Raw genomic sequence first — 16,648 nt, forward strand, 5'->3', positions numbered from 1 at the left:
GCGCCGGGGGTTCCGTCTTTTGTTCCGTCGTCCCTCCGCAGGAGGCTCGCGTCCGCGCGACGATCGAGAGGCGCTCACTCGGGGTTCACCGGACGCCGCCTGCCCCGCCGCTTTCCTGGGCGCTTCGCGGATGAGCGATCGGTCTCCTGGCAGGAAGACGACCACGCCTGGCATCCGAACCTCTCCCCCACCGCGTGGACGCGGTCCTACGGTGGAGCCATGACCGACGCCCTCGACTATTTCCGTCACCGCCTCACCCACGAAACGGACCCCTCGGATGTCTACGCCGCGCAGAAGGCCGGGGACCGCTTCGTTCTCGTCGACGTGCGCGCGGAAGACGCGTGGACCCAGGGACGTATCATCGGTGCCGTCCACATGCCCTACCGCGACATCGCCGCGCGAGCGCCCCGGGAGATCGACCGCGACGTCGAGGTCGTCGTCTATTGCTGGAGCCCGGGATGCAACGCCGGGCAGAAGGGCGCCCTCGCGTTCGCGGAGCTCGGCTACCGCGTCCGCGAGATGATCGGTGGGTACGAGTACTGGGTGCGCGAGGGACAGCCGGTGGAGAACGACCACGGACCGCTCGAGCGCGTCTTCGACCCCACGGTGATGGTCGTAGGCACGTGACGCCGGGACGCTCCTGACGGCCGTACGCAGTTGTCGATCGCCCGACGTGGCCGGCGGATGGACGGGACGGTGGCCGGCGTATCGCGAGATGGGTGACTCGCGCCTCGCGCGTCGATTCGCCCGCGATCGCGCGCCCCGCGGGGCGACGATGACTCCGACCGCACGGGATCTCCCGTAGGCTGCGTCGATGCAGCATCCGCCTCTCGACCCGTTCGCGTCCGGATACCTCGACAGACCCGACGGCGCACGCCTCTACTGGGAGGTGTCGGGCAACCCTTCCGGCCGACCCGCGCTCTACCTGCACGGCGGTCCCGGCGGTGGTCTCGGCAAGGGTGGGTATCGCCGACGCTTCGACCCCCGACTCCACCTCATCATCGGACTGGATCAGCGCGGATGCGAACGCAGCACGCCCTGGGCGTCGGACGATCTCGCCACTCTGGAGACGCAGACGATGACGCACCTCCTCGACGATCTCGAAGCCCTGCGCGAGCACCTCGCCGTGGACCGCTGGCTGCTCCACGGCGTCTCGTGGGGGTCGACGCTCGCGCTCGCCTACGCGCTCGAATATCCCCAGCGCGTCAGCGAAGTGGTCAACCTCGCGGTGACGAGCGGTGGTCGGTGGGAGATCGACTGGATCACCGACGGGATGCAACCCGTCTTCCCCGAGGCCCACGCTCGCCTGCGCGAGCCCCTTCGCGCCGACGAGCGCACGATCGAGGGGTACGCGCGTCTGCTGCGCGATCCCGACCCCGCGGTCCGTCGCGACGCCGGCGACCGGTGGGACCAGTGGGAGGCGACCCACATGTCACTCGGCCCCCTGGCGGGCCCGGGCCCCTTCCTGCACGACGACCCCCATCAACGACGGAACTTCGCCACTCTCGTCACGCACTATTGGGCGCGCGACTGCTTCTTGCCCGGTGATCGTGCCGTGCTCGCCCGCATCGGGGAGCTGGCCGGCATCCCCGGGGTCCTCGTGCACGGGCGGCGCGATATCAGCGGGCCGGCACTCACGGCATGGCGATTGCACCGATCCTGGCCGGGAAGCCGACTCGAGATCGTGGAGGAAGACGGCCACGGGGGCCCTCGCAGCGCGCAGATCGCCCAGGAGGCCATGGATGCGTTCGCGCGCGAGGACGCGCGCTCAGACGGGCGCTGACGCGAAGCAGGCCACCTTCGCGGAGGAGACGGTCGACGACCGCGTGAGGGGTCAGGCGGTTTCCACGTCTTCCGCGAACCAGCGAGCTGCCGACCCGAAGAAGATCGGTTCCCCGCCGTCGGTCTCATCGTCGTCCACGACGTCGCACACCACCACCGTGACGTTGTCGCGCGTCCCTGCCTCCAGCGCGAGGGCGACTGCCGCCGCCGCTGCGGAGCGGGCGTCGGGCGCCTCGGCGATGAGCCGGGCGACATCGGCCTCCGGGACGTAGTCCGTGAGACCGTCGCTGCAGAGAACCCACCGGTCGCCGAGGATCGGGGGCCGTTCCGCCACCGATACGACGTCCCCCTCGGCGCCGCCGAGCGAGGCGGTGATGATGTTACGGCGCGGGTGCGCCGCGGCAGCCTCGGGAGGGATGATCCCATGGTCGACGAGCGCCTGAACGTAGGAGTCGTCCCGGGTCTCTCGCGTGAACTCTCCGTCGCGAAGGAGGTAAGCGCGGGAATCACCGGTGTGCGCCAGCAGCAACTCACCGCTGACGCTGAGGAAGATGCCGGTGAACGTCGTTGCCATCCCCTCGAGCGCGGGATCGCGTTCGACGTGGGCGCGGATGTCCCAATTGGCTTCACGGATGCGAACCAGGAGGCCGTCGGCATCCAGCCCGCCCCCGCTCGTCGCCACGAGGCGATGGACGAGGGCGGCGGATGCGAGGTCTCCGGACGGACCACCGCCGACGCCATCGGCGACAGCCGCCCCCCAGGACGCCGCGAAGGCGGCGTCCTGGTTGGTGGGTCGATGGGCGCCGGCGTCGGAGACGGCAGCCGCTCTCAGACGGACGGGCACAGGGTCAGCGCGCGAAGTACCCGCGGTAGTACTCGTACACCCAGCCGACGATCGCGACGACGAACACCGCGAAACCGACGGGGACGAGCCAGCTGCCCACGGCGAGGCCGATCACGGCGATCGCCGCGGAGGCCGCGAGGACGATGGGCCACCAGGACCACGGGCTGAACTCGCCCATCTCGGGGTCGCCGTCGTCGATGTCGGCCGTGAGGATGTCCTCCGGGAGGTCACCGCGCTGCGCCTTCATGACACGGCCGATGTAGAAGGCGATCATCGAGGACATGAGACCGAGGAACGCCAGGGCGACCGTTCCCACCCACTCGACACCGCCGTGCTGGAGCAGGCTCCACACCGTGTAGACCGCCGCGATGACGAACGAGAACACCGCGATGATCCACCAGAGATTGACGTTGGTACGCATGTGTTACTTGACCTCTCCGGCAGCTGCGTCGACGACGGGCGTATCGGGAGCGTCCTTGACCGGACCCACACCGACCGGGATGCCGGCCTCGGGGTGATTCAGGTCGAAGGCAGGACGCTCGCTGCGGATGCGCGGGATCGAGGTGAAGTTGTGTCGCGGCGGCGGGCACGACGTGGCCCACTCGAGCGATGCGCCGTAGCCCCAGGGGTCGTCGACGGTTACTCGAGGCGCCTTGCGAGCCGTGATCCACACATTGAGCAGGAACGGGATCATCGACGCGCCGAGGATCATCGATCCCACGGTCGACAGCTGGTTCTCCCACGTCCACCCGTCGGCCGCGGCATAGTCCGCGTAGCGGCGAGCCATGCCGTCGACACCCAGCCAGTGCTGGATCAGGAAGGTCATGTGGAAGCCGACGAACAGCATCCAGAAGTGCACCATGCCGAGACGCTCGTTGAGCATCTTGCCGGTCCACTTGGGCCACCAGAAGTAGAAGCCGGCGAACATCGCGAACACGACCGTGCCGAAGACGACGTAGTGGAAGTGCGCGACCACGAAGTACGAGTCGGACAGGTGGAAGTCCAGCGGCGGCGAAGCGAGGATCACGCCGGTGAGACCACCGAAGACGAACGACACCAGGAAGCCGAGAGCGAAGACCATCGGCGTTTCGAAGGTGACCGAGCCGCGCCACAGCGTTCCGATCCAGTTGAAGATCTTCACGCCCGTCGGAACCGCGATGAGCATCGTCATCAGGGCGAAGAACGGCAGCAGCACACCGCCGGTGACGTACATGTGGTGCGCCCACACGGCGACCGACAGAGCGGCGATCGCGATGGTCGCGTATACGAGCGTCTTGTAACCGAAGATCGGCTTGCGGCTGAAGACCGGGAAGATCTCCGAGACGATGCCGAAGAACGGCAGCGCGATGATGTACACCTCGGGGTGACCGAAGAACCAGAACAGGTGCTGCCAGAGCAGGACACCGCCGTTCTCGGGGCTGTAGATGTGCGCACCGAGCACGCGGTCGGCAGCCGCCGCGAAGATCGCCGCCGCGAGGACGGGGAACGCCAGCAGGATCAGGATGCTCGTGATCAGCGTGTTCCACGAGAAGATCGGCATGCGCCACATGGTCATGCCCGGGGCACGCATCGTGAGCACGGTCGTGATGAAGTTCACCGCTCCGAGGATCGTGCCGAAACCGCTGATGCCGAGGCCGAGCATCCAGAGATTGCCGCCGACACCGGGCGAGAAGCTCGCATTCGCGAGGGGCTGGTAGGCGAACCAGCCGAAGCCGGCTGCACCCTGCGGGGTGAGGAAGCCGGACACCGCGATGGTGGAGCCGAAGAGGAAGAGCCAGAACGCGAATGCGTTCAGACGCGGGAACGCCACGTCGGGGGCGCCGATCTGCAGCGGCAGCAGCGCATTCGCGAAGCCCGCGAACAGCGGCGTCGCGAACATCAGCAGCATGATCGTGCCGTGCATGGTGAAGAGCTGGTTGTACTGCTCTTTGGTCGGGATGATCTGCATCCCGGGCTCGAACAGCTCGGCGCGGATGATGAGCGCCATCACTCCACCGAGCATGAAGAAGATCACCGAGGCGATCAGATACATGTACCCGATGGTCTTGTGGTCGGTGGAGGTGATCCACTTGACGACCAGGTTGCCCTTCTGCTCCACACGCGTGGTGCTGAGCAGTGCGGCTTGACGCGGCGGGAGAGTCGTCGGGCGCGAGGGCCCGGTCCCCTGGAGCGGAAGCGTCGTGGCCATGATCACTCGTTCCCTTCGACGCCGGTGGTCAGGTTCTGCAGACGCGACAGGTCGCTGATGTCGCCCACGTCGCCGGCGCGGCGCAGGGAGTCCAGGTAGTCGGTGTACTCGGCCTCGCTGACGACCTTGACGTTGAAGAGCATCGCGGAGTGGTACTCACCGCAGAGCTCCGCGCACTTGCCTTCGTAGGTGCCTTCACGGGTGGGCGTGAACGACCACTCGTTGTCGCGGCCGATGTACATGTCTTTCTTGTAGAGGAAGTCGATGATCCAGAACGAGTGGATGACGTCGCGCGAGCGAAGGTCGATCTTGACTGTCTTGTTCACCGGCAGGTAGAGCGTCGGCACGTCGTCGAGGTCGTAGCCGTCGGAGGTGGCCTTCGCCTGAACACCCATCGAGTACACGGCGTCGGAGTTGTCTTCCTTCTCGCCGTTGTACTGGAAGTCCCACGCCCACTGCTTGCCGTAGGCCGTGATCGACACGTCGGGGTCGTCGTACTGCGTCTCGAGCGTGTTCTGGTCGCGCGCCGTGAAGGCGAAGAAGCCGACGACCAGGATGAGCGGGACGATCGTGTAGAAGATCTCGATCGGCATGTTGTACCGCAGCTGGACGGGCAGTCCCGACTGACCGCGACGACGGCGGTAGGCGATGACCGACCACAGCATCAGACCCCAGGTGACGACACCCACGGCGAGGAGCACGATCCACGAGTTGACCCACAGGCCGGCGACCATGTCGGTGTGGTTCGTCGCGGCCGGGCCGTCATCGACGAAGCCGGGCAGGAATCCGTGCAGCTGGGACGTGGTGCAGCCCGAGAGGAGTGCGACGGACGCGATCCCGAGAGGGAGCGCGGCCCAGCGAAGGCGACGTTTGGAGGGCACAATGCACCTTTCCGGGTCGTGGATGAAGCTTTGACAGTCTACGGCAACCTCTCACCGTTCTCTGGCCATTCGTCCAGTGCCGAGACATCGGAAACCCCCGGGTTCCACGGTGCGATCCGTGGCCCCGGGGGTCCGTGACGCCGATGTCGGAGGACGTCGACCGAGCTCAGTGGAAGCTGTCGCCGCAGGCGCAGGAACCCTGCGCGTTGGGGTTGTCGATCGTGAAGCCCTGCTCCGAGATCGTGTCCTTGAAGTCGATGTTCGCGCCGTCGAGGTACGGCACGCTCATGTCGTCGACGATGACTTCGACGCCGTCGAAATCGACGACCTTGTCGCCGTCGAGGTAGCGCTCGTCGAAGTACAGCTGGTAGATGAGGCCGGAGCAGCCGCCGGGCTGGACGGCGACGCGCAGGCGCAGGTCGTCGCGACCCTCCTGCGACAGCAGGCTCTTCACCTTGTCGGAGGCGGCGGCGGTCAGGCCGACGCCGTGCTCGCGGGTCTCGGCGGAGGACGACAGAGTGGTGTCGGTCATGGCGATGCCCTTCGGTTGATCGGTCGCGGGGACGAAATGAGTCTACGCCCGTCCCGTCCCCGCGGCCCCGATCAGACGGTCCGTTCGTTCAGGCGCGCCAGCAGCAGCGCTTCCGAGACCAGTGCGTTGCGGAACGTGTCGAGGTGAAGCGACTCGTTCGGGCTGTGCGCGCGGGCGTGCGGGTCTTCGACGCCCGTGACGAGGATCTGCGCCGCGGGGAACTCGCGGACGAGATCGGAGATGAAGGGGATGGATCCGCCGATCCCGACATCGACCGACTCGACGCCGTAGCCGTCGGCGAACGCGGCGCGCGCCTCCTCGACGGCCCATCCCCCGGTGTCCACGAGGAAGGAGTCGCCGCAATCGACGTCGCTGAACTCGAGCTGCGCTCCGAACGGCGCGTGAGCGCGGAGGTGCGCCTGAACCGCGGCGAAGGCCTCTTCGGCATCCTGACCGGGGGCGACCCGCGCGCTGATGACCACACTCGTCTGCGGCGCGAGGGTGTTCGAGGCCGCCTCGACGGGGGTCGCATCCCACCCGGTGATCGTGATCGACGGCTTGTTCCAGATGCGGCTCAGGATCGAGTCGCGTCCGATGGGGCTGACGCCCTCCAGCAGGCCGGACTCGGCACGCAGGGTTGCCTCGTCGTAGTCGGGTGTCGCGGCGTCACGCGTGGCGAGGCCCTCGACGGCGACGGCGCCGTCGTCGTCCCACAGGGTGGCGAGCAGCTTCACGGTGGCGAGCATGGCGTCGGGAACCGCGCCGCCCATCATCCCGGAGTGGGAGGCGTGGGCGAGGGTGCGCACGGTCAGCGTGAAACGCGCGTTGCCGCGCAGCGACACCGTCAGGCCGGGCGTGCGCTCGTCCCAGTTCCCCGAGTCCGCGACCACGATGACGTCGGAGCGCAGGGTCTCGGCGTTGTCGGCGAGGAACTGGCCGAACGAGCGCGACCCGTACTCCTCTTCCCCCTCGATGAACACGGCGAGGCCGAGGTCGAGGTCGTCGCCGAGCACCTCGGAGACGGCGCGGATGGCGCCGACGTGCGCCATGATGCCGGCCTTGTCGTCGGCGGCGCCGCGTCCGTACAGGCGCCCGTCGCGCAGCGTCGGCTCGAAGGGCGGCGAGTCCCACAGCGCCTCGTCGCCGGGAGGCTGCACGTCGTGGTGGGCGTAGAGCAGAATCGTCGGTCGACCGTTGCGGGCGGCGCGTGAGGCGAGCACAGCCGGCTGCCCGACTTCATCGGTGCCGGGGATCGCGGCGCGGGTGACGGCAACGGAATCGAACACTCCGGTGCCCTCGAGAAGGGCGGCGACCGCATCGGCGCTCTTCACCAGAGCGCTCTGATCGAAGGCCGGCCAGGCGATCGACGGGATGCGGACGAGGGAGCCGAGATCGGCCAGGGCGGAGGGGATGCCGGCATCGGCTGCTTTTTGCACAGCCTCCTGCCGGGACAGGTCGAGGGTCATGCGGGTAATCTTAAGTCTCCCGACCAGCGAATCACCGAGGTTTCCCGTGGCCAAGTCCCCCGCCCCCGCCCCCAACGACACCCCCGTCGACTCGACGGCGCTCGGATCGGGCAAGGGCCGCGCGACGCCCTCGCGCGCCGAGCAGGAGGCCGCGCGCAAGCGCCCCCTGGTCCCCGACACCAAAGAGGCGAAAGCCCGCGCACGAGCCGAATTGGCCGCGCAGCGCGAGAAGGCCCGCATCGGCATGGCGGCCGGCGAGGAGCGCTACCTGCCGGTCCGCGACCGCGGACCTCAGCGCCGATTCGCACGTGACTTCGTGGATGCCGGCTGGCACCTCGGCGAAGGCGTCATGCCGTTCATGGTGCTCGTGATCGTCGCGACGCTGATTCCCGTGCAGTTCTTCCAGTACTGGTCGTTCGTCGCGCTGTGGATCTTCATCCTCTTCGTCATCGGCGACATGATCATCACCTCGATCCGGGTCAAGCGCGCCGCGAAGGAGAAGTTCGGCGAGAGCCGTCTCGAGAAGGGCCTCGGGTGGTACGCGGCGATGCGCACCGTGCAGATGCGCTTCATGCGCCTGCCGAAGGCCCAGGTCAAGCGGGGTCAGTACCCCGCCTGATCCCCCGTTTCACGAAGCGGCGCGCCGGAAGGCGCGCCGCTTCGTCGTTGGTCGCGGAATCGCGGGTCATGCGCGGAAGGCGCACCCTTTCGCCGTCGAGTGTCCACGACACGCCGCCGGACGAGCGAGCACGCGGCGTGTTCTGGACACTCGGCGGGCTGCGAAAGCGGGCGAGGCGGCAGGCAGGGGCGCATGGCCGCCCCGTCGCTGCGTAGTGCCGTGCCGCACGTTCAGGACGGCGTGCCGCGCCACGCGCGTGTTCGCACGCGGCCGTCGATCCGGGAGCGCGGGGCGACCCGGTCAGGGGCACCGAGGACGCGGCATCCGGCGCGGGTCAGCGAGCGCGGGGCCCCCGCGGCGACCCGGTCAGCCGCACGGGAGACGCGGCATCCGGCGAGAGTCAGCGGGCGCGGGCGAGGCCGCGATTGATCTGACGCGCCCAGAGGGGACCGCGGTAGAGGAACGCCGTGTACCCCTGCACCAGCGTGGCCCCCGCGGCGAGGCGCTCGCGCACATCGTCGGCGGTGTCCACTCCCCCGGCCGAGATCACGACGAAGTCCGCCGGGACCGCCTCGCGCACCAGGCGGAGCACCTCGAGTGCTCGGCGCTTCAGGGGCGCACCGGAGAGCCCACCCGCGCCCGCAGCCTCGACCGTCGCGGCATCCGTCGTCAGTCCGGACCGCGCGATGGTGGTGTTGGTGGCGATGAGCCCCGCCAGTCCGGCGTCGACGGCGAGACGGGCGATGTCGCTCACCTCGTCGTCGTCGAGATCGGGGGCGATCTTGACGAGGAGCGGCGTGCCCCCCGCCGCCTCGCGCACGGCGGTCAGCAGCGGGCGGAGGGTCTCGACGGCCTGCAGCCCCCGGAGTCCGGGCGTGTTCGGTGACGAGACGTTGACGACGAGGTAATCGGCCAGCGGGGCGAGCAGACGGGCGCTGCGCACGTAATCGGTCGTGGCGTCCTCCACGGCCACGACCCGGCTCTTGCCGATGTTCACACCGATGACCGGACGGCGACGGGACCGGCGGAGCCGACGCAGACGTGCGGCCGCAGCGGCGGCGCCGTCGTTGTTGAACCCCATCCGGTTGATGACGGCGCGGTCCGCGACGAGGCGGAACAGACGCGGCTTGGGGTTGCCCGGCTGCGGCAGCGCGGTGACCGTGCCGACCTCGACGTGGCCGAAGCCGAGCGCGCCGAGTCCGCGGCCCATCGTGACGTTCTTGTCGAAGCCCGCGGCCACGCCGAACGGCGAATCGAAGGTCAGCCCCAGGGCCTGCACCCGCTGCTCGGGACGGGGCGCAGTGGCACGACGGACGACGGATGCCACGGGCTCCACCCCGGCGACGCGGATGACGAGCGCACCGAGATGGTGGGCGAACTCGGGATCGAGACGCGAGAGGACCGTGCGGAAGAGAAGGGGATACATCCCCGCCAGGCTACTGGACGACGTAGCGATCGTCGTTCGCGGGTCGGCCCGCGTGATCGGCGCGCAGCTGGGCGATCGCCGCGTCGAAATCGTCGAGCGAGTCGAAGGCCTGGTACACGCTCGCGAAGCGCAGATAGGCCACTTCGTCGAGCTCGCGCAGCGGCCCGAGGATCGACAGACCGATCTCGTTCGCCTCGATCTGCGACGACCCCGTCTGACGGATAGCTTCCTCCACCTGCTGCGCCAGCACAGCGAGATCGGCGTCGGTCACGGGGCGTCCCTGGCAGGCTTTGCGCACGCCGGACATGACCTTCTCGCGACTGAAGGGCTCGACCACTCCCGACCGCTTGATGACGTTCAGGCTCGCCGTCTCCACCGTCGAGAACCGGCCCCCGCATTTCGGGCACTGACGCCGACGGCGGATGCTCAGTCCGTCGTCGCTCGTGCGCGAGTCGATGACGCGGGAGTCGGGGTTGCGGCAGAAGGGGCAGTGCATGGGGTCTCCCTCAGTCGTCGAACCGCGCGGTCACGGCCTCGCCGTGAGCGGGGAGCGCCTCGGCGTCGGCGAGGGTCACGATGGCATCCCGGACGAGCGAGAGCGCCGCACGGTCGTACTCGATCACCTGCTGCGGGCGGAGGAACGTCGCCGCGGAGAGGCCCGCGCTGTATCGCGCCTGTCCCCCCGTCGGAAGCACGTGATTGCTGCCGGCGAGGTAGTCGCCCAGGCTCACCGGCGTGTAGGGACCGACGAAGACGGCTCCCGCGTTGACGAAGTCCTCGGGGCGTGGATCAGCCAGGTGCAGCTCGAGGTGCTCGGGCGCGTAGGCGTTGCTGAAGGCGGTGGCCTGCGCGATGTCGTCGACGAGCACGACGGCCGACTGCGGCCCGTGGAACGCCGCCGTGACGCGCTCGGTGTGGCGCGTCGAGGCGACGCGGGCGGGCAGAGCGGCTCGCACCGCCTCGGCCAGCTCGGGCGAGTCGGTCACGAGCACGGCCGACGCCTGTTCGTCGTGCTCCGCCTGGCTGACGAGGTCGGCCGCGACGAGGGCCGGAATGGCCGTCTCGTCGGCGACGACGAGGATCTCGGTGGCACCCGCCTCGGAATCGGTGCCCACCCGGCCCGCGACGGCGCGCTTGGCCGAGGCGACGAAGTTGTTCCCCGGACCGGTCACGACGTCGACCGGGTCGAGACCGATCTCGGCGACGCCGTGGGCGAACGCCCCGATGGCTCCCGCGCCGCCCATCGCGTAGACCTCGGTCACGCCGAGCAGACGGGCCGCGGCGAGGATGACGGGGTGAACGCGTCCGCCGAACTCGGCCTGCGGCGGGGAGGCGAGGGCGACCTCGCGCACGCCGGCGACCTGGGCCGGAACGGCGTTCATGACGACGCTCGAGGGGTAGACCGCCTTGCCGCCCGGCACGTAGAGGCCCACGCGGCGCACCGGCTGCCAACGCTGCGTGACTCGGGCGCCGTCGCCGAGCTCGGTCACGACCGGGCCCGGGACCTGAGCGGCGGATGCCGTGCGCACGCGCGCGATCGCCTCGTCGAGGGCGGCGCGGATCTGCGGGTCGAGGTCGCGCAGGGCCTCGTCGAGGTGCGCCATGGGCACGCGGATCGCGTGGTCGCTGACACGGTCGAAGCGCGCGGCCTGCTCGCGGAGAGCCTCCTCGCCCCGATGGGCCACGTCGGCGACCAGACGGGCGGCGGTGGCCAGGGCCTCGTCGCGCGCGGCGTCGGCGCGCGGGACGACGGCGAGGAGCTCGGCCGGCGAGAGGACGCGGCCGCGGAGATCGATCGTGCGGAGCATGGGCTCAAGGCTACCGGCCGACCAGGAGCCCTTTCGCGCAGTCCCCAGGGCTCGCAGCGCGCGCTCAGGCAGCCGGCCGGTGAGCCGGAAGAGGGATCCGATCCGCGAGCCGGATCGCGGACACAAGAGAGGGCGAGGGCCCGACGACCCCCACCCTCTCGCGACGTCAGCCTCGGGTCACGCCTGACACGTCGTGCAGATAGCCGATCCGGCCGTCATCGTGACGGACGACGAACGTCTCGCCGCGATCCTCGATCACGAGCGCCCACGCCGTCGGCCCGATCCGGAAGATCGGCGTGCCGTAGTCGTCGACGATCTCCCGCTCCTCGGGTGCCAGTGCCCAGAAAGCCTGCGCATGGTGGTGATCGTCGCGCACGGACCCGTGTCCGGCATCGTCGAGCGGCTCGTGGCCGGCTTGGCGTCCCGTGTCTTGTGCCGGAACGGCCCCCGTGTCGGCGTGCAACGGCGCGAAGATGTCGGTCGCCGTGTCGTCGCCATGCGAGGCGGGGAGCACGGAGGTCGCCGGCGCCGCATCGTGGTGCGGCAGGTCGGTGGACCCGGTGTAGCTGCCAGGAGCGGGCGCCTCGGCGTCGGCCTCGGAGGCGGCGGGTGCGGAGACGGGGCGCGGGGCCCGCGGCGCGCGCGGACGGGGGATGACCGGTCGGATGGGACGGGCGTTGCGGTGGGCGGCGATCTCCTCACGGCCGCGGAAATCCGCCGAGAACGGCGGGATCACGGGGGCGAAGACGGTGAGGACGACCCCGGCCAGGAGCACGACGGCCTCCACCCAGATCACCCAGGACCGCGTCCAGATCCCGGTCTGGTCGAAGACCGCCACGGTGTCCCATACCCACGAGACCCACACGAGGGCCGAAACCGTGAAGGCCACCGAGGCGAATTGGTCGATGCCGAGCGAGCCGACCCGACGGATGCCCTGCGGAGAGAGTCGACGCAGCACGATCAGGCCGACCGCGACGGTGGGGAGGGCCACCGCGGGAATCCACCACAGCCCGGACAACCACACGTTGCCGCCCCCGATGAGGACGCCCGACGGCGAATCCAGGATGTTCGTGCGGAAGAACGAGACGAAGAAGGCCACCACCCAGACGCCCAGCAGGGCGACCTCACGCACGGAGAACGGCCCGACGCCGTACGACGCGGACTCGGCGCGAGCGGGTGCGACCTGATCGGTGTCCGGACGGATCGGCGCGGAGGAGTGCTCGGGTGCCGACGGGGCGACCGGCGGGTGCTCGGCGGACGAGTCGCGTGCGGAGGTCGTTTCTGCGCCGATCGAGGCGGGAGTCCCGGCGTCGTCGGACGCCGATGACGCGACGGATGCGGTCGTCGGGTCGACGTGATCGCGGTCGGGGTCGGGCTGGGAGGTGTCGTGGGGATACTGATCGTTCACGGGGGTCCTTTCACCCAGGGCGCCGCAGCGCCCGGACATCGTAACCGGCGGGTCTTCAGCGTCTGCTGGGGTTGCGACGCTCCGGCATCTCGACCGGTCGTCGGGACGTCAGCCGAGGCAATTGGGCCCCAGGAGACCCTTGAGCTCGCCGAACAGGTCGGCGGTCACGCGAACCGGCATCGGCACTTCGAACACTTTCGCCGTGCCCCCCTTGTGCAGCTTCAGGAGCACCTCGGTCGAGCCGGAGTGGCGTCGGAGCATCTGCGCCAACTCACCCACCAGCGCCTCGTTGGCGCGCTGTTCGGGTACGACCAGCGTGAGCCCGCCCGACTCGTCGAGCCCCTCGAGATCGGGGGTGAAGGCGCTCTGGGCATGCAGGTTCAGGCCGTCGTCGCGTCGAGAGACGCGCCCGCGCACGACCAGGATCGAGTCGGCTTGGAGCACGGGGGCGAACTCGGCGTACGTCTTGCCCATGAACATCACCGTCACCTCGCCGTTGAAGTCCTCGACGGTGACCATGCCGTAAGGGTTTCCGCTCTGCTTCGCGACGCGGTGCTGGACGCTGGTGAGAAGACCCGCCACCGTGACCTGATCGCCGTCCTGCACGTCTTCGGACGCGAGGAGATCGTGGATCGATGTCGAGGCGTGCTTCGCGAGGGGCACCTCGAGGCCGGCGAGCGGGTGGTCGGAGACGTACAGACCGAGCATCTCGCGCTCGAAGGCGAGCTTGTCCTTCTTCGTCCACTCGGGCCTCTCGGGCACCTTGACGACCTGCTGGGGTTCGTCCCACAGCGAGTCGAAGTCGAAGCCGACCTCGCCGTTGGCCTCCCGGCGCTTGTCGAGCACGGCGCCCTCGCAGGCGTCCTCGTGCACCTCGACCAGAGCGCGGCGCGTGGAGCCGAGGGAGTCGAACGCGCCCGCTTTGATGAGCGACTCCACGGTGCGCTTGTTGGCGACGTGCATCGGGACCTTCGACAGGAAGTCGTGGAACGACGTGTACTTGGCATCCTGACGGGCGGCGACGATGCCGTCGACCACGTTGGTGCCCACGTTGCGCACCGCGCCGAGACCGAAGCGGATGTCCTCCCCGACGGCGGCGAAGAAGCGGATCGACTCGTTGACATCGGGCGGCAGGACCTTGATGCCCATGCGGCGGCACTCGTTGAGGTACACCGCCATCTTGTCTTTCGAGTCGCCGACGCTCGTCAACAGGGCGGCCATGTACTCGGCGGGATAGTGCGCCTTGAGGTAGGCCGTCCAGTACGACACGAGACCGTACGCCGCGGTGTGCGCCTTGTTGAAGGCGTAGTCGGCGAACGATTCGAGCACCTTCCACAGCGTCTGCTGCGCGACCTCGCCGAACCCGCGCTCGGTCATGCCGCCGAAGAAGATCTCTTTCTGCTTGTCGAGCTCGCTCTTCTTCTTCTTGCCCATCGCGCGGCGCAGCAGGTCGGCCTGACCGAGCGTGTACCCGGCGACGCGCTGGGCGACGGCCATCACCTGCTCCTGATAGACGATCAGACCGTAGGTGGTGTCGAGGATGTCGGCGAGGGGCTCTTCGAGCTCGGGGTGGATCGGCTCGATCTCCTGCTGCTTGTTCTTGCGCAGCGCGTAGTTGATGTGCGAGTTCACGCCCATCGGACCCGGGCGGTACAGGGCCAGCACGGCCGAGATGTCCTCGAAGTTGTCGGGCCGCATCAGACGCAGCAGCGAACGCATGGGCCCGCCGTCGAGCTGGAACACGCCCAGCGTGTCGCCGCGTGCGAGCAGTTCGTAGGATGCCGCATCGTCGAGATCGAGGTCTTCGAGCACGAGGGGATGCCCGCGGTTGGCTTCGATGTTGTCGAGGGCGTCGTTGATGATCGTGAGGTTGCGAAGCCCCAGGAAGTCCATCTTGATGAGGCCGAGCGACTCGCACGCCGGGTAATCGAACTGCGTGACGATCTGGCCGTCCTGCTCGCGGCGCATGATCGGGATGATGTCGATGAGCGGCTCGCTCGACATGATCACACCGGCCGCGTGCACGCCCCACTGGCGCTTCAGGTTCTCGAGTCCGAGCGCGGTGTCGAACACCGTCTTGGCCTCGGGATCCGTCTCGATGAGCGTGCGGAACTCGCTCGCCTCTTTGTAGCGCGGGTGCTCGGGGTTGAACATGCCGTCGAGCGGCATGTCCTTGCCCATGACGGCCGGCGGCATGGCCTTGGTCAGCTTGTCGCCCATGCTGAACGGGAATCCGAGCACGCGCCCGGCGTCTTTCAGGGCCTGCTTCGCCTTGATCGTCCCGTAGGTCACGATCTGCGCGACGCGCTCGTCGCCGTACTTCTCGGTGACGTACTGGATGACCTCGCCGCGGCGACGGTCGTCGAAGTCGACGTCGAAGTCGGGCATCGAGACGCGGTCGGGATTCAGGAAGCGCTCGAAGATGAGACCGTGCTGGAGCGGGTCGAGGTCGGTGATCTTCATCGCGTAGGCCACCATCGAGCCGGCCCCCGAACCGCGGCCCGGTCCGACGCGGATGCCGTTGTTCTTGGCCCAGTTGATGAAGTCGGCGACCACGAGGAAGTAGCCCGGGAACCCCATCTGAAGGATGACGTCCGTCTCGTACTCGGCCTGCTTGCGCACGGCATCCGGGATGCCACCGGGGTAGCGATCGTGGAGGCCGTTCTCGACCTCCTTGATCATCCAGCTGCCCTCGGTCTCCCCCGCGGGCACCGGGAAACGCGGCATGTAGTTGGCGGAGGTGTCGAACTCGACCTCGCACCGTTCGGCGATGAGGAGCGTGTTGTCGCACGCCTCGGGGTTGTCGCGGAAGACCTGGCGCATCTCGGCGGCGGACTTGACGTAGTAGCCGTCGCCGTCGAACTTGAAGCGTTTGGGGTCGTCGAGCGTCGATCCCGACTGCACGCAGAGCAGGGCGGCGTGGCTCGTCGCATCGTGCTGGTGCGTGTAGTGGAGGTCGTTCGTCCCGACGAGCGGGATGTCGAGCTCCTTGGAGATCTTGAGCAGATCGGACATGACACGGCGCTCGATCGAGAGACCGTGGTCCATGATCTCGGCGAAGTAGTTGTCTTTGCCGAAGATGTCTTGGAATTCCGCCGCGGCGGCCTTCGCCGCGTCGTACTGACCGAGCCGGAGGCGCGTCTGCACCTCGCCCGATGGGCAGCCGGTCGTGGCGATGAGGCCCTTGCTGTAGGTCTGCAGCAGCTCGCGGTCCATGCGGGGCTTGAAGTAATACCCCTCCATGCTCGCCCGCGACGACAGCCGGAACAGGTTGTGCATGCCCTCGGTGGTCTCGGACAGGAGGGTCATGTGCGTGTACGCGCCCGAACCGGAGACGTCGTCGCTCTGCTGCTCGGGGGTGCCCCACCGCACACGGGACTTGTCGGAACGGTGGGTTCCGGGCGTGACGTACGCCTCGATGCCGATGATCGGCTTGATGCCGGCGTCTTTCGCGGTCTTGTAGAACTCGTAGGCCGCGAACGTGTTGCCGTGATCGGTGACCGCGATGGCCGGCATGCCCTGCTTGACGGCTTCTTGGACCATCGGGCCGATGCGCGCTGCGCCGTCGAGCATCGAGTACTCGCTGTGCACGTGAAGGTGAGCGAAGGAGTCAGCTGCCACGCGTCGAGTCTACGTTCGGCCTCCGACATCGGCCCGGGATGTTCGGGGCGGACGCCCAGTCGACGGAGCCCTC

At 68.7% G+C, this 16,648-nt stretch carries 14 protein-coding genes; 3 read left to right on the forward strand and 11 right to left on the reverse strand.

The window, feature by feature from the left end:
- The first annotated feature begins 219 nt into the window (after positions 1 to 219).
- Both ACFZA2_RS00360 and ACFZA2_RS00365 read left to right on the forward strand, forming a co-directional pair.
- Positions 220 to 627, forward strand: a complete 408-nt coding sequence (locus ACFZA2_RS00360; RefSeq protein ID WP_391399164.1) for a rhodanese-like domain-containing protein — start codon at positions 220 to 222, stop codon at positions 625 to 627.
- A gap of 187 nt (positions 628 to 814) precedes the next feature.
- Entirely contained in the window at positions 815 to 1,783 is a 969-nt protein-coding gene (locus ACFZA2_RS00365; RefSeq protein ID WP_391399167.1) for an alpha/beta fold hydrolase, read from the forward strand.
- 51 nt (positions 1,784 to 1,834) lie between these two features.
- On the opposite strand, the gene ACFZA2_RS00370 is transcribed toward ACFZA2_RS00365, so the two are convergent.
- The 6 genes from ACFZA2_RS00370 to ACFZA2_RS00395 all read right to left on the reverse strand — a co-directional run bounded on the left by ACFZA2_RS00370 (position 1,835) and on the right by ACFZA2_RS00395 (position 7,693).
- Positions 1,835 to 2,626, reverse strand: a complete 792-nt coding sequence (locus ACFZA2_RS00370; RefSeq protein WP_315992964.1) for a protein phosphatase 2C domain-containing protein — start codon at positions 2,624 to 2,626, stop codon at positions 1,835 to 1,837.
- 4 nt (positions 2,627 to 2,630) lie between these two features.
- Positions 2,631 to 3,047: a cytochrome c oxidase subunit 4 gene (locus ACFZA2_RS00375; RefSeq protein ID WP_315992965.1), complete on the reverse strand. Its 417-nt coding sequence runs from the start codon at positions 3,045 to 3,047 to the stop codon at positions 2,631 to 2,633.
- Positions 3,048 to 3,050: 3 nt separating this feature from the next.
- Positions 3,051 to 4,814, reverse strand: a complete 1,764-nt coding sequence (gene ctaD, locus ACFZA2_RS00380) for a cytochrome c oxidase subunit I (RefSeq protein ID WP_315992966.1) — start codon at positions 4,812 to 4,814, stop codon at positions 3,051 to 3,053.
- Positions 4,815 to 4,816: 2 nt separating this feature from the next.
- Complete coding sequence (coxB, locus tag ACFZA2_RS00385; protein WP_315992967.1) at positions 4,817 to 5,695, reverse strand: cytochrome c oxidase subunit II; 879 nt, start codon at positions 5,693 to 5,695, stop codon at positions 4,817 to 4,819.
- 166 nt (positions 5,696 to 5,861) lie between these two features.
- Positions 5,862 to 6,227: an iron-sulfur cluster insertion protein ErpA gene (gene erpA, locus ACFZA2_RS00390; protein ID WP_056227791.1), complete on the reverse strand. Its 366-nt coding sequence runs from the start codon at positions 6,225 to 6,227 to the stop codon at positions 5,862 to 5,864.
- Between the two features lie 71 nt (positions 6,228 to 6,298).
- Positions 6,299 to 7,693 (reverse strand): dipeptidase, encoded by a 1,395-nt coding sequence (locus ACFZA2_RS00395; RefSeq protein ID WP_391399174.1) that lies wholly within the window; start codon positions 7,691 to 7,693, stop codon positions 6,299 to 6,301.
- Positions 7,694 to 7,739: 46 nt separating this feature from the next.
- On the opposite strand from ACFZA2_RS00395, the gene ACFZA2_RS00400 reads away from it, so the two are divergent.
- Positions 7,740 to 8,312 (forward strand): DUF3043 domain-containing protein, encoded by a 573-nt coding sequence (locus tag ACFZA2_RS00400; protein ID WP_298875542.1) that lies wholly within the window; start codon positions 7,740 to 7,742, stop codon positions 8,310 to 8,312.
- A gap of 400 nt (positions 8,313 to 8,712) precedes the next feature.
- Here ACFZA2_RS00400 and ACFZA2_RS00405 read toward each other — a convergent pair whose 3' ends face one another.
- The 5 genes from ACFZA2_RS00405 to dnaE form a co-directional block, all read right to left on the reverse strand.
- Positions 8,713 to 9,738, reverse strand: coding sequence for a quinone-dependent dihydroorotate dehydrogenase (locus tag ACFZA2_RS00405; RefSeq protein WP_391399177.1), 1,026 nt, complete (start codon positions 9,736 to 9,738; stop codon positions 8,713 to 8,715).
- 10 nt (positions 9,739 to 9,748) lie between these two features.
- Complete coding sequence (gene nrdR / locus ACFZA2_RS00410; RefSeq protein ID WP_391399180.1) at positions 9,749 to 10,234, reverse strand: transcriptional regulator NrdR; 486 nt, start codon at positions 10,232 to 10,234, stop codon at positions 9,749 to 9,751.
- A gap of 10 nt (positions 10,235 to 10,244) precedes the next feature.
- Complete coding sequence (gene hisD, locus ACFZA2_RS00415; protein ID WP_391399183.1) at positions 10,245 to 11,546, reverse strand: histidinol dehydrogenase; 1,302 nt, start codon at positions 11,544 to 11,546, stop codon at positions 10,245 to 10,247.
- Between the two features lie 166 nt (positions 11,547 to 11,712).
- A complete protein-coding gene (locus ACFZA2_RS00420; RefSeq protein WP_391399186.1) occupies positions 11,713 to 12,954 on the reverse strand; it encodes a hypothetical protein in 1,242 nt (413 codons plus the stop codon).
- A gap of 108 nt (positions 12,955 to 13,062) precedes the next feature.
- Positions 13,063 to 16,527 carry a DNA polymerase III subunit alpha gene (dnaE, locus tag ACFZA2_RS00425; protein ID WP_391401457.1) on the reverse strand — a complete coding sequence of 1,155 codons (3,465 nt, stop codon included), beginning with the start codon at positions 16,525 to 16,527 and terminating at the stop codon, positions 13,063 to 13,065.
- Positions 16,528 to 16,648: the final 121 nt, after the last annotated feature.

The sequence above is a fragment of the Microbacterium sp. NPDC007973 genome (assembly GCF_042958465.1).
Taxonomy (GTDB): Bacteria; Actinomycetota; Actinomycetes; order Actinomycetales; family Microbacteriaceae; genus Microbacterium; species Microbacterium galbum.

Bases quoted from the DNA above. Each gene is read 5' to 3' on its own strand.
- dnaE (WP_391401457.1), bottom strand. From the start codon at position 16,527: ATGCTCGACGGCGCAGCGCGCATCGGCCCGATGGTCCAAGAAGCCGTC.
- ACFZA2_RS00405 (WP_391399177.1), bottom strand. From the start codon at position 9,738: ATGTATCCCCTTCTCTTCCGCACGGTCCTCTCGCGTCTCGATCCCGAG.
- nrdR (WP_391399180.1), bottom strand. From the start codon at position 10,234: ATGCACTGCCCCTTCTGCCGCAACCCCGACTCCCGCGTCATCGACTCG.
- ACFZA2_RS00375 (WP_315992965.1), bottom strand. From the start codon at position 3,047: ATGCGTACCAACGTCAATCTCTGGTGGATCATCGCGGTGTTCTCGTTC.
- ACFZA2_RS00360 (WP_391399164.1), top strand. From the start codon at position 220: ATGACCGACGCCCTCGACTATTTCCGTCACCGCCTCACCCACGAAACG.
- ACFZA2_RS00365 (WP_391399167.1), top strand. From the start codon at position 815: ATGCAGCATCCGCCTCTCGACCCGTTCGCGTCCGGATACCTCGACAGA.
- erpA (WP_056227791.1), bottom strand. From the start codon at position 6,227: ATGACCGACACCACTCTGTCGTCCTCCGCCGAGACCCGCGAGCACGGC.
- ACFZA2_RS00395 (WP_391399174.1), bottom strand. From the start codon at position 7,693: ATGACCCTCGACCTGTCCCGGCAGGAGGCTGTGCAAAAAGCAGCCGAT.
- hisD (WP_391399183.1), bottom strand. From the start codon at position 11,546: ATGCTCCGCACGATCGATCTCCGCGGCCGCGTCCTCTCGCCGGCCGAG.
- ctaD (WP_315992966.1), bottom strand. From the start codon at position 4,814: ATGGCCACGACGCTTCCGCTCCAGGGGACCGGGCCCTCGCGCCCGACG.